Raw genomic sequence first — 12314 nt, 5'->3', positions numbered from 1 at the left:
CGGCAGCTACGGCCAGTTCTCCATCGGCACCGACGGTGCCTGGACCTACGTCGCCACTTCCGCCCACGACGAGTTCGCCGCCGGCACCACCTACACCGACACCTTCACGGTGAACAGTGCCGACGGCACTCTCACTTCGGTCACCGTGCATATCCTCGGCACCAACGATGCGGCCGTGCTGTCCGCCGACATCGCCAACCTCACCGAGACCCATGCCGCCGTCGACATTTCCACCGCCGGCACCCTGACCATCAGCGACGTCGACAGCGCCGCAACCTTCGTCGCGCAAACCAACACCGCCGGCAGCTACGGCCAGTTCTCCATCGGCACCGACGGTGCCTGGACCTACGTCGCCACTTCCGCCCACGACGAGTTCGCTGCCGGCACCACCTACACCGACACCTTCACGGTGAACAGTGCCGACGGCACCCTCACTTCGGTCACCGTGCATATCGCCGGTAGCAACGACTCACCGACGATCACTTCCAACGGTGGCGGTGCGACGGCTTCGATCAACGTGGCGGAGAACACCACGGCGGTCTCGACAGTGGCGGCGACCGATGTTGATCTGCCGGCACAAACGCTGAGCTACAGCATCGCCGGCGGAGCGGATGCCGCGAAGTTCTCGATCGTTTCAGGCACAGGCGTGCTGAGCTTTATCTCTGCACCCAACTTTGAAGCACCGACTGATTCGGGAACGAACAACGTTTATGACGTGATTGTGCGGGCGTCGGACGGCACGCTGTTTGACGACCAGGCAATCGGGGTAACCGTGACGGGAGTCAACGATAACTCCCCGGTGATCACCTCCAACGGTGGCGGTGCGACGGCTTCGATCAATGTGGCGGAGAACACCACGGCGGTCACGACGGTGGCGGCGACCGATGCTGATCTGCCGGTGCAAACGCTGGGCTACAGCATCGTCGGCGGAGCGGATGCCGCGAAGTTCTCGATCGTTTCAGGCACAGGCGTGCTGAGCTTTATCTCTGCACCCAACTTTGAAGCGCCGACTGATTCGGGAGCGAACAACGTTTATGACGTGATTGTGCGGGCGTCGGACGGCACGCTGTTTGACGACCAGGCAATCGGGGTAACCGTGACAGGAGTCAACGACAACTCCCCGGTGATCACCTCCAACGGTGGTGGTGCGACGGCTTCGATCAATGTGGCGGAGAACACCACGGCGGTCACGACAGTGGCGGCGACCGATGCTGATCTGCCGGTGCAAACGCTGGGCTACAGCATCGTCGGCGGAGCGGATGCCGCGAAGTTCTCGATCGTTTCAGGCACAGGCGTGCTGAGCTTTATCTCTGCACCCAACTTTGAAGCGCCGACTGATTCGGGAGCGAACAACGTTTATGACGTGATTGTGCGGGCGTCGGACGGCACGCTGTTTGACGACCAGGCAATCGGGGTAACCGTGACGGGAGTCAACGACAACTCCCCGGTGATCACCTCCAACGGTGGTGGTGCGACGGCTTCGATCAATGTGGCGGAGAACACCACGGCGGTCACGACAGTGGCGGCGACCGATGCAGATCTACCAGCGCAGACGCTGAGCTACACGATCCTGAATACGGCCGGGACGGACTTCAGCAAGTTCTCGATCAGTTCGAGTGGGGTGCTGACGTTCAATTCGGCGCCCGATTACGAGAATCCCCAGGATATCGGTGGCACCGACGGCGACAACGCCTACGTTGTGGACGTTCAGGTGGCCGACGGCAATGGCGGAACCGACACGCAGACCATTACGGTAAACGTGCAGAACGTCGTTGAGACGCCAGTTGATACCGTGGCTCCAACAGTGACTTCCATTACTGCGTCCCCAATGTTAGGGAACAACGATAGCGGCAAAATAACCATCACGTTCAGTGAAGCTGTGATTAACTTCGATATCAGTGATTTCAGTGTCACCGCAGGCCGCGGAACCCTCAGCAACTTCTCCGGTAGCGGCAATACTTACACAGTGGATTTCACAAGAGCAGCCGGCAATGGATCTAATGGATCTGTAAAAGCCAGCGTTACAAACACCTACACGGACTTGGCTGGTAATACGGGTGTTGCGTTCACCTCTAGCGCAAATCTCCCGGCAGGTGTGGCTGGCGAACCCATCAATCTAGCCCTCAACGTTCCGTCGGCCGATATCAGCGGCCCAATAAGGGTGGCCATCAGCGGTGTTCCCTCGGGATGGACGTTCAATGCAGGAACCGACAACGGCGACGGCACCTGGACAGTGCAGACTAGCGATCCCGACGCATTGACTGTGACAACTCCAAGCGAATTCGCCGGTGCGTTGGTGCTTGATGTCAACATGTACTGGACCAACGCCGACGGCAGCATTGGAAATGCCTTTGTGTCCGACAACGTCGAAGCCTACGCCCCCGGCTCGCCGATCTTCGCATTGTCAGCGGACGACAACCTGACCGGCTCGTCTGGTGCCGACACCTTCGTCTTCGCCCATCCGATCGGCAACAACGTCATTTACAGCTTCGATGCGACGGCGGACAAGATCGACTTGATCGGCTTCACGGGCGTCAACGATTTTGCGGATGTGAGTATCGTCAACGACGCGAACGGCAATGCCGTGCTCAGCATCGGCGCCGACCAGACGATCACTGTCAAGGGCGTGGATGCGGCGGCGTTGAGCGCGGCCAACTTACTGTTCGATGTGGACCCGGTCACGACCAATACGGGCACCATCACCATTGCCGACGGCGCGATCATGCCGTTCGGTGGCAGCATCGACAACAGCGGCACCATAGAGCTCGGCTCCACCGGCAGCGGGACCGATCTCGAGATTCTGTTCCGTGGCGCGACGTTGAGCGGTGGCGGGCACGTGGTTCTGTCCGACAGCGCGCAGAACGTGATCTTCGGTGGCAGCGCGGACACGGTGCTCACCAATGCCGACAACACCATCTCGGGTGCCGGCCAGTTGGGAGCGGGGCAGATGATGCTGGTCAACTCGGGCCTGATCCTTGCCAGCGGCGTCAACTCGCTGGTGATCGATACCGGTAGTAGCGCCGTGACTAACTCTGGTGTGCTGCAAGCCAGCGGCAGCGGCGGATTGGTGATTGAAAGTACGCTCGTCAACAGCGGCAGCCTGTGGGCGAACGATGGCAACATCACCGTCCACGCAGATGCCAGTGGCGCGGGGAGCGCGACTATCAGCGGTTCGGCGATACTGGAGTTCGGTGCTGCCTCCGATCAGCATGTGACGTTCGACAGCGGTGCAGCTGGCACGCTCAAGCTCGATGTGTCGACGGCGTTCAGTGGCAGCGTCAGCGGTTTTACCGCAGGTGACAAGCTGGACTTTGGCGATGTTGCGTTCGGCGCCAATACGCAGATCACCTATGCAGCGAATGACACAGGCACCGGCGGCATGCTGAGCGTGAGCGACGGTGCGCATGTGGCGCATCTCGCGATGAATGGCCAATACGCGGCCGCGGGTTTGCAGGCGAACGCCGAGGGTAACGGCAGTGAGCTGGCCTACGATGCAGCGGCGGCAAACCACACGATGCTGGGCGGCCAGGCCAACGACGTTCTGGTCGGCGGTGCGGGTGACGATCTGTTCTTCGGCGGGCTGGGCAACGACACGCTCAATGGCGGCTTCGGCAACGACACCTTCATGTTTGCTGCGGCAGGCTTCGGCAACGACTCGATCCAGGACTTCGATATCGATCCGGCCGCAGGGCAGGACTTGCTCAATATCGCAGGGCTGGGGATCAGCAGCGAGACGTTCGCTGCCAACGTGAGCATTGCGGCTGACGGGGCGGACACGGTGATCGGGATCGGAGCGGACACTATTCGCCTTGTCGGTGTTAACAGTGCCGGTATCGATCAGGCGGACTTTATCCTGATGACATGATGCTTTTGCTGCTGGCCGCACGTTGCTACGGGGTTGCAGACCCCATCGCGAACAAATCCGCGATGGGGTCTGTGGGCGGTAAAGTACTGGTTGCGGCGGCCTTTGCAGCGGGAACTTCAGGGTACTGGCCAGGTCAATTGGGGCCCTGTATCGCAGATGCCGAGCAGCGCTTTGGCCTGTTTTACTTCAGTGCCTTCCGAGATCAGTCGAGTTCGCCCCCCTGATGCCAACCAAGAGTTTTCTGCCGGGCCTCATCCTCGTGTTCTGCGCCGTCGCGTCGTTTTGTTCCGTCGCTGCCGAGCGGAGAGCGCCCGCGCAAAGCAACAGCGCATCAACCACCCTGATCGAAACCGCCTCGCGGCAGTATGAAAATGGCCAACTGGACCAGGCCGCTGCCACGCTTGAGCGTGCCCTGCATATCCAGCCGAACAATCCCGCGACGCTGCATTACCTCGGTGTGTTGCGTCTTCAGCAGGGGCAGTACCAGCAGGCTGAAACCCTGGCGGCGCGCTCGAACATGCGGGTTGGTCGCAACGTCGAGTTGCGCAACCGCAACTTCCAGTTGATCCAGGCGGCGCAGCAGGCCCAGGCTTCGGGTACCCCACCCAATGCCAAAGAGGACCTGGCCGCAGCACAGAAGGGGCTGCAAGAGGAGGCTCAAAGGCGCCGCGAAGCGGAAATGGCCGTTGCTGAACAATCCACTCCGGACACTGGGCGCGACACTGGCAACTTCGCTAGCGCAGAGACAGGTCGGGATTCGGATGCGCCGACGACTGGCAGAGCCAGGTCCGAAGGAAAATTGCAAATGGCTAATGTCGAGCCAGAGCCCGCGTACGGTGAGGTTGAGATCCCCCGCGGACATTTACCGCCGCCGGGTAAATGCCGAATCTGGTTTCCTGATCGCCCGCCGGGGCATCAGCCTGCACCCGGTAAATGCAAGAAACTGCGATATCGGGTTCCGTCAGGAGCCTACCTGGTGCACGGTTGAGTTTCTGAGTCTCCACTTCTGGCTGGGGGGCTGTCCGTCGCGAAGAGCTGCAAACGACTGTGATCGGAACAAAGCTACCTGCCGAAAACGGTACCAAATGCGGACTGACCGATCGTCACCAATTGGATCAAAGCCAATACAGGAGCGCAATGGTATACAACCAGCCGATGCTGAGGGTGATAGTCAGGTAGACCACCACGAGCACCAGAGAGTGATTCCACATGACACGGACCTCCCATAACCACGGTTTGAGGCGCGTCAGGGGCGTCTGATAAACCGAGTAAACCTAGATCAAGCCCGTACTACCGCATCCGCACTGCACCTGAATCGGCGGGCACTTCACCGTGCCAAACGAACAGAACACACAGCAGTCACCGGGGTTCGGGCGTAACAGGGTTTTGCAACTGCCACATTCGTAGAAAAACTGACAGGCATCGGTGGGCATGGCTTCGCGCTTGGCGAAACCGCAATGCGGGCAGGTCAACACGGATTCGAGGATGACGGCACTCATGGTTGCCTCACTTGTGAACGGTGGAGGGATAACCCGCCTTCGTCGTCGCCTTGGTCAACGCTTCAGGATCGGCTGTATTGGGGGCATAGGTGACGATGGCCATTTTCTCCGCGAAATTGACCTTGACGGTACTCACGCCGGACAACGGCTCCAGCGAACTCTTGACCGTGATCGGACAGACCGGACAGGTCGTGTTCTGAACGTCGAGCCTGACGGTTTCCGCTGGAGCCTGAGCCATCGTTTTCTCCATTAAACTGATCTAACCCAGGGTCACTTTACACTCCGTACCTGGGTACAGAATCAAGGGGCGTGTGATGGCGACAGGGCTGAGTATCGGCAAGTTGGCGGCAGCTGCCGGGGTGAACATCGAGACTATTCGCTATTACCAGCGACGCGGCTTGCTGGATGAACCGCCAAAGCCGCTCGGTGGTTATCGGCACTATCTACCGGAGCAGGTCAAGCGGTTGCGCTTCATCAAGAGGGCGCAGGCGCTGGGGTTCACGCTGGATGAGGTGGGCATACTGCTGAAACTGGATGCGGCTTGCACTTGCCGCGAGACCCGGGCACTGGCCGTGCACAAGCTGGCCCTGATCGAGCTAAAGATGGCTGACCTTGCCGCACTGCGGCAGGTACTGGGCGGACTGGTTCAGGAGTGCGATGCAGGCGCCGGCGGGGCCGCTTGCCCTATCATCGATGTGCTGAACAGGGAGTAATGCCTGGTTGCAGGGCATCATGCACAAGTGTCAGGCCACCACCCCGTGCAGTGCAATCGTAAGGCCGCTTGCCAGCGGTCAGGAATGACCGTTTCCGGCCTCTTTTTGCCTGTCGCGAGGGGCTGCTTGCGACCCTGAGCGGCCTGTCATGTCAGGCATCAATCGGTAAAAAAACAGTCACTCCCTTATAGTTACACACCTATTATGACCGGTGATTGAGCTACTCGGCCTTTTTACCGGAGGTCACGAGTTCAATCGGATCCGTTATGTAGAACAAACAGGTAGATATGCAGGGTGAGGTTCAATCTGCCTGTACCGATCAACTAAGATTTTTCGCTGGCGGATCACGTTGAGGGTAAACATGCGGAGCCTCGATTCTCTCCTTGAGCTTGGCAGCAAAGTCGTGAGCACTTTTTTCATGCCGAAACTGAACTCGTCTGATGCCAAAACATACAGACCAAAGAGCTTCGCTTTGACTGGATAGGTACTCGATTTTCACTGACATGATCATGTCTCCAGGGCGTGATCCAAGGGTTAAAAGTGGATTTCAGCGGTCTTGAGGCCCAAGTCTCGAAGCTCGGCGATCAGGTCATCCAGATGACCGAAAGACTCGACTTCCTCGTTGTCGTCAACCAGGAAATAACTTCTCCCGGCGTCCTTCTTGAAGAACACGATCCACTCCTTGGGGTTGGTCGGGTTTGCGATCACATGGGTGTCAAAGGTCACGCCTTCGGCGTGTTTGCTTTTCACAGTTTTACGATTCATGTCAGTCACCACGCTACACGCGCTCTCAAGATTCTCTATTTGCAGTGCATGCCCGCCCAGCTCCATCTGAACTTTCTCTATAAACATTTCCAGCCGCCGGAAGCGGTGGATCAAGGGCATTTCAATTATCACTGTATGTTAATATTATGCACATGCATCCACTGAGGAGCTAGCCATGATTGCGATAGGTGAGGCATGGAAGGCAGGGTTGTTGGGGCGAGAGCATTGGCTCCGCAATTTGGTGTCTGGCGTGATCGTCGGGGTCGTGGCGCTCCCCCTTGCAATGGCGTTTGCCATTGCATCTGGCGTCAAGCCTGAGCAAGGCATCTACACCGCAATCATCGGTGGTCTGCTGGTTTCACTCTTTGGCGGAAGCCGCTTGCAGATTGCCGGGCCGACAGGTGCGTTCATCGTGATTCTGGCGGGGGTCACGGCCAAGCATGGTGTTGACGGTCTGCAAATCGCCACGATGATGGCGGGGGCCATGTTGTTATTGCTGGGGATGGCCCGGCTCGGTGCAATCATCAAGTTTATCCCCGATCCGGTGATCGTCGGATTCACCGCAGGCATCGGCGTGATCATCTGGGTCGGACAGTGGAAAGACTTTTTCGGTTTACCGAAGATCAGTGGAGAGCATTTCCATGAAAAGTTCTGGCATTTGCTCCAGGCGCTCCCGGATCTTCATATGGCCACGACCCTGCTGGCTGTACTTAGTCTTTTCCTGGTAATCACTGCTTCCAAAATTCCCGGACTCAAACGGGTACCTGGCCCATTAGTCGCAATGGCGGTAGCTACGGCGATTCAGTCAACCTTTCATTTCGAGGGGGTAGCCACGATTGGCAGCGCATTTGGTGGCATACCTCAAGGCCTTCCAGCGTTGAGCCTGCCTGAAATCACGCTGTCTCGCGTCATCGATTTGATCGGTCCGGCGTTCACTATCGCCATGCTTGGAGCGATCGAATCGCTGCTGTCCGCAATGGTGGCCGATGGCATGGCAGGCACTAAGCACGATTCCAATCAGGAGCTGATCGGTCAGGGAGTGGCTAATCTGGTCACGCCATTGTTTGGCGGTTTCGCAGCTACCGGAGCCATTGCCCGTACTGCAACCAATATCCGTAACGGCGGCACGAGCCCGTTGGCCGGCATTACGCACGCGGTCACGTTGGTGCTTATTATTCTGTTTCTGGCACCTCTGGCCTCAAACATCCCACTGTGCGCCCTGGCCGCCATTCTTTTCGTGGTCGCGTACAACATGAGCGAGTTGAAGCACTTCAAACGCATGGTCCAGCGGGCCCCTCGCGCAGACGTAGCTATTCTGCTCATCACTTTCAGTCTCACAGTGTTCAGTGACTTGGTGATCGCTGTGAATATCGGCGTCATCCTTGCGATGCTGCACTTCATGCGCCGCATGGCCTCATCTGTTGAGGTACAACAGGTAGTCGAGCACGAGCTTGAAGTAGAGTTGAGGGCCAATGGGCACACTCGCCTGCCGCCAGGGACATTGATTTATACGATTGAAGGGCCATTGTTCTTTGGCGCGGCTGAGACCTTCGAGCGAGTCTTGGCACAGACCCATACCGATCCACGTCTGCTGATTATTCGCTTGAAGCGTGTACCGTTTATGGATATCACTGGCTTGCAGGTGCTGGAGGAGGTCATTCAGCAACTGCACAAGCGCAATATCGTGGTGAAACTCTGCGAAGCGAACACGAAGGTGCTCAACAAGCTCGAAAGGGTGGGTATCTTGCAAGAAATCGGCACGGAGCATTACCACGCCGACTTCAACACCGCGCTGGCTAAAGCGGTCAGCCTCGCAGAGGGTCCGTCGACCCTTTAGAGGCTTGCTGCCCGTGTCAGGTTATGACTTGGTACTGGCGGCATGCTTGCTTTTGGTCGAATAGGTGGCACCGTGGGTGTCCAGGTAGTCACGAATCAGTTGACGGACCACCTGAGAAGGCGTCAGGTCTTGTGCTGCACAGAGTTCCTCGAAGGCTTTTTTCTTGACGGGATCAATGAGCACAGTGAGGCGCGCAGTCTTGCTTTCCATGGGGTATTCAATCGCTCAAGTCGCTAGATGTTAATCAAATTGTAATTGCCTTGTCCGGTGCTGTCACTGTACTGCGCGTTACTTCGACTTTACTCACAAGAAAATATTTGGCTCTCACGGTGGGTGATGAGTCGGATCTGCTTCGACTCCGCGTGGATAATCCCCATCCGCGAGGAAGGGAGCAAATTTATTCTAAGCTAGCCGACTGCCTGCAACGGGTAGACTGTGGGCAGTCACGAGCGACCGGATATGGCCGTTATCAGCCTGATGTAGATGCAGTAAGCCATAGAGAAAAGATGGGTTGAGAGAGCCTGGTGGTACAAAATTGGTACGAGCGGAATTGAAAACTGGCGTAACCCGTTGTCCTGATGCCCAAAGCCCCCCAGTTAATTATGTGGGGCGCACAACTCAAAGGTGAATCGCCGCCGCGGTCCGAAAAAGAAACCGCGGCGACCGATCGATCAGGCTGTGGGGAGCAGGCCTTTCTGTTTGGCGACATGAGTCGCCAGTGCGTCCATCAAGTCCGGGGACAGGCAGTCATAGGGCTCCAGGCCGATCGAGCGCAGGCGCTCGCGGATAGCCTTCATTTGCGCTGGCGGTGTGCCGGATTCGATGATGGAGGACACGAACGCCGCGAATCCCGACGCAGCCCATCCGCTCTGGGGCGAAAGCTCGGTGCGACCGCTCGGGTACCCAGATCAAGAATGGTCTGCGATGACGCCTCGAGCGCGGCTAGGTCCGCGCACGGGCGAGTGTGCCGAATTCAAATGGAATCCACACACGCCCAAGGTTTTTCAGGAATGTGGAGATCGAGTAACGCCCAATACTGTGTTGCAAAGCCAGGTATCGGTGCTGACGCTTTCAGCGACTTCGAGACGATGGTCAGCGCAGAGGTTGGAGGCTGGTTTTGAAGGTAGTGACCACACGGTTACGGCCTTCGTGTTTAGCGTGATACAGGCGTTGATCGGCTGTACGCAGAATTGCCTCGATGGTGTCGCCATCGCGACCGGATTGCGATACGCCGATGCTCACTGTGACCACGGTTGACCGCTGCAGGCCATGAAAAGAACTGTTTGCAACGGTGCTTCGCAGACGCTCAGCGATTTCGTGCGCGCCTTCAAGTGAAGTCTGAGGTAGCAGTATCATGAATTCTTCCCCGCCCACTCGGGCTACACCGTCATACGGCCGGATCGAATCGAGGCATTTCTCCACGAAACTCTTCAGGATGTCATCGCCAACCTGATGCCCGAAGCGATCGTTGATGGACTTGAAATTATCCAGATCGAGTGCCAACACGGAGAACGGCGCACCGCCGCGTTTGGTCCGGCCAATTTCGGCTTCGACCCGCTCCATGAACCGACGCCGATTATCAGCGCCTGTCAGTGGATCGGTCGCCGCAAGGTGCCCGAGTTCTTGATTGGTGCGCTGGAGTTCCTGCAGGGCGCTCTCGGTATACGCCATCGCTTCGGCAAGACGCACCATCAACTCCTCCTGGCTGTAAATCTTCGAAAACGACCGCGTGGTGAGGAACGCTTGCACTACCCCATAGCTCAACATGAAAAATCCACCGGCGAAGATCGCGTGAGCGAGCCACCACATATGGTTCCACGGACGTGCAAGGATGAAGGCAAGAGAGGACAGCGCGAACGCGGTGACCGAGATGATGAAAATTGTCATCAGCGGCGATCGGATACGACGCAGCAGGAGTATTGTCACGGTCAATGTGGAAAGAACGAGGGCACCACCCTCCATCGAGAGGCGCACCGCGAGATCGCCGGCGATCGGCGAATTCGCGACGTACGCCACTGCCACGTCAACCACCAGGAACACTCCTATCCAGGTCAACCACGGGCGGGCCTTCATTCGTTGGTCCGCGGCATCAGGTGGGCGGTGGTACGACAGCAATCCGACTAACAGCAAAATCGACATGACCAGTCGAGAGGCTGGTCCATAAAGCAGGAAGAGCCAGATATTGTGGTGTGCTTGCCCGGTGAACGCACCATGCAACGCGTAGATCAGTACAAAACCGAGAAATCCAAGCGTCATCCATCGCAGCAGCGGATCTCCCGATGACTGATAGCAGCGCCACGTTACGTAAGTAACAAACGAGCCTGCCAAGGTGGCTGTCGTGATCGCAATTACATGGAACAGGTGATTCTCGAATAAAAGCGTGGGGTCCTGGAAAAAGTATAAGTAGCCAATCAGATAGGCCGGAACACACGCAAACCCTGCGAGCAGCAAGTAGGCGTAAACCTTGACCATGAGGCGAACGGCTTCAGGTGGCTCGTCGGTGGCGATGAGATTACTCATGGTTCCCTCCAGTCTTGAATCCATATAGCCAACACCGGTCCGGTGTTGGCGCCGCCTGCATGCCAACGGTCCCTCGCATCACTACGCAAATATCGAATGGACCGTTCTATGGCGTTTCAATTATGGATAAGAATTTAACTTTCTGATCAGAGTTTTTTCAGGAAGTCCAGTAGCAGCTCATTGACCTCTGTCGCGCGCTCTTGCTGTATCCAGTGGCCGGCACCTTCAAGGATATGACAGCCGCGCAGGCCCGGCAGTGTCTGCGCGAAGGCTTCGATCTGCCGCGGGGAGCCCGCAAACCTCAGCACGGCGTCGCGGCTCCCGGCAATGAACATCGACGGCTGCCGGATAATGCAATCGCGCCAAGGTGTCAGCAGTGCCCATGAGCGCGTCATGTTGCGGTACCAGTTCAAGCCACCGTGAAATCCGCTGCGGGTGAATTCACGGGTGTAGTAGGCAATATCCTCGAGGCTTAGCCAGGCTGGCAGGGTTTCGGGCTCGATCATCCCTCCCAGGAAGCCCTGGCCCGGCTGCAGTCGGCCGAACACCGGCCCATCGGGCCCGTCACCCGAGCCACTGAAGTAGATGCGTCGGATCGATGACTCGACGTCCCTTTCCAGCTCGGCCTCGGCCACACCCGGCGCCTGGAAATACTGGATGTAGAAGTCGCTGATACCCCGCGAGGCAAGCGCGCTCAGGAGCTCCACGCGCGCCGGTGGCGAGAAGGGAACACTCATGCCGACCACTGCGCGGAACAGATCGGGTCGCATCAATGCTGCGCTCCAGGCCACCTGCGCGCCCCAGTCATGGCCGACGATCACGGCTTGCTGTTCGCCAAGAGCGTTGACCAACTCGACCATGTCACCTACCAGGTGGAGCGTGGTGTAGGCGTCGGGTTCGGCCGGCGCATCTGTGCCGCCATAGCCGCGCATGTCGGGCGCTACCGCTCTGTAGCCGGCGGCCGCCAGCGCAGCAAGCTGGTTGCGCCACGAGTACCACAGCTCCGGAAAACCGTGGCATAGCAGGACCAGCGGGCCGCAACCTTGCGTTGCAATCTGCATGCGGATGCCATTGATGTCGAGCAGTTCGAGGTGTGGCTCGTTCATATGCGCTTC

At 58.0% G+C, this 12314-nt stretch carries 10 protein-coding genes and 1 pseudogene; 4 read left to right on the top strand and 7 right to left on the bottom strand.

What is annotated here, in order from left to right; translation table 11 throughout:
• Together KGB07_RS20860 and KGB07_RS20855 are read left to right on the top strand one after the other, a co-directional pair.
• A partial coding sequence (locus tag KGB07_RS20860; RefSeq protein WP_223466435.1) for a beta strand repeat-containing protein occupies positions 1-3865 on the top strand: 3865 nt, incomplete at its 5' end.
• Positions 3866-4088: 223 nt separating this feature from the next.
• Positions 4089-4853, top strand: coding sequence for a tetratricopeptide repeat protein (locus tag KGB07_RS20855; RefSeq protein ID WP_223466433.1), 765 nt, complete (start codon positions 4089-4091; stop codon positions 4851-4853).
• A 286-nt stretch (positions 4854-5139) separates the two neighbouring features.
• Here KGB07_RS20855 and KGB07_RS20850 read toward each other — a convergent pair whose 3' ends face one another.
• A complete protein-coding gene (locus KGB07_RS20850) occupies positions 5140-5364 on the bottom strand; it encodes a GDCCVxC domain-containing (seleno)protein (protein ID WP_223466431.1) in 225 nt (74 codons plus the stop codon).
• A gap of 7 nt (positions 5365-5371) precedes the next feature.
• Positions 5372-5602, bottom strand: a complete 231-nt coding sequence (locus KGB07_RS20845) for a heavy-metal-associated domain-containing protein (RefSeq protein WP_080925384.1) — start codon at positions 5600-5602, stop codon at positions 5372-5374.
• A gap of 76 nt (positions 5603-5678) precedes the next feature.
• Here KGB07_RS20845 and merR point away from each other — a divergent pair, with 76 nt between their 5' ends.
• Positions 5679-6077 carry an Hg(II)-responsive transcriptional regulator gene (merR, locus tag KGB07_RS20840; RefSeq protein ID WP_223466429.1) on the top strand — a complete coding sequence of 133 codons (399 nt, stop codon included), beginning with the start codon at positions 5679-5681 and terminating at the stop codon, positions 6075-6077.
• A gap of 534 nt (positions 6078-6611) precedes the next feature.
• Here the strand turns inward: merR and KGB07_RS20835 are convergent.
• Entirely contained in the window at positions 6612-6842 is a 231-nt protein-coding gene (locus KGB07_RS20835) for a hypothetical protein (RefSeq protein WP_046043128.1), read from the bottom strand.
• A gap of 175 nt (positions 6843-7017) precedes the next feature.
• On the opposite strand from KGB07_RS20835, the gene KGB07_RS20830 reads away from it, so the two are divergent.
• Positions 7018-8679, top strand: a complete 1662-nt coding sequence (locus tag KGB07_RS20830; RefSeq protein ID WP_046043118.1) for a SulP family inorganic anion transporter — start codon at positions 7018-7020, stop codon at positions 8677-8679.
• Positions 8680-8700: 21 nt separating this feature from the next.
• On the opposite strand, the gene KGB07_RS20825 is transcribed toward KGB07_RS20830, so the two are convergent.
• The 4 genes and pseudogenes from KGB07_RS20825 to KGB07_RS20810 all read right to left on the bottom strand — a co-directional run bounded on the left by KGB07_RS20825 (position 8701) and on the right by KGB07_RS20810 (position 12305).
• Complete coding sequence (locus KGB07_RS20825) at positions 8701-8889, bottom strand: ribbon-helix-helix protein, CopG family (RefSeq protein WP_046043116.1); 189 nt, start codon at positions 8887-8889, stop codon at positions 8701-8703.
• Between the two features lie 461 nt (positions 8890-9350).
• Positions 9351-9566 (bottom strand): annotated as a pseudogene (locus tag KGB07_RS20820) (glutathione-dependent formaldehyde-activating protein); the annotation flags it as partial.
• A gap of 205 nt (positions 9567-9771) precedes the next feature.
• Positions 9772-11199, bottom strand: a complete 1428-nt coding sequence (locus KGB07_RS20815; protein WP_223466428.1) for a GGDEF domain-containing protein — start codon at positions 11197-11199, stop codon at positions 9772-9774.
• A gap of 146 nt (positions 11200-11345) precedes the next feature.
• The gene (locus KGB07_RS20810; protein WP_223466427.1) at positions 11346-12305 is read right to left on the bottom strand and encodes an alpha/beta fold hydrolase; all 960 of its coding nucleotides are present in this window, start codon (positions 12303-12305) and stop codon (positions 11346-11348) included.
• Positions 12306-12314 lie beyond the last annotated feature (9 nt).

It is taken from the genome of Pseudomonas sp. GL-RE-26 (assembly GCF_019956275.1).
GTDB lineage: Bacteria > Pseudomonadota > Gammaproteobacteria > Pseudomonadales > Pseudomonadaceae > Aquipseudomonas > Aquipseudomonas grandcourensis.
This window is presented reverse-complemented; position numbering and strand designations above follow the sequence as displayed.

What these genes read in the sequence shown, in the direction of transcription:
- KGB07_RS20815 (WP_223466428.1), bottom strand. Translation starts at nt 11,199, where the DNA reads ATGAGTAATCTCATCGCCACCGACGAGCCACCTGAAGCCGTTCGCCTC.
- KGB07_RS20855 (WP_223466433.1), top strand. Translation starts at nt 4,089, where the DNA reads ATGCCAACCAAGAGTTTTCTGCCGGGCCTCATCCTCGTGTTCTGCGCC.
- merR (WP_223466429.1), top strand. Translation starts at nt 5,679, where the DNA reads ATGGCGACAGGGCTGAGTATCGGCAAGTTGGCGGCAGCTGCCGGGGTG.
- KGB07_RS20845 (WP_080925384.1), bottom strand. Translation starts at nt 5,602, where the DNA reads ATGGCTCAGGCTCCAGCGGAAACCGTCAGGCTCGACGTTCAGAACACG.
- KGB07_RS20825 (WP_046043116.1), bottom strand. Translation starts at nt 8,889, where the DNA reads ATGGAAAGCAAGACTGCGCGCCTCACTGTGCTCATTGATCCCGTCAAG.
- KGB07_RS20830 (WP_046043118.1), top strand. Translation starts at nt 7,018, where the DNA reads ATGATTGCGATAGGTGAGGCATGGAAGGCAGGGTTGTTGGGGCGAGAG.
- KGB07_RS20810 (WP_223466427.1), bottom strand. Translation starts at nt 12,305, where the DNA reads ATGAACGAGCCACACCTCGAACTGCTCGACATCAATGGCATCCGCATG.
- KGB07_RS20850 (WP_223466431.1), bottom strand. Translation starts at nt 5,364, where the DNA reads ATGAGTGCCGTCATCCTCGAATCCGTGTTGACCTGCCCGCATTGCGGT.
- KGB07_RS20835 (WP_046043128.1), bottom strand. Translation starts at nt 6,842, where the DNA reads ATGAATCGTAAAACTGTGAAAAGCAAACACGCCGAAGGCGTGACCTTT.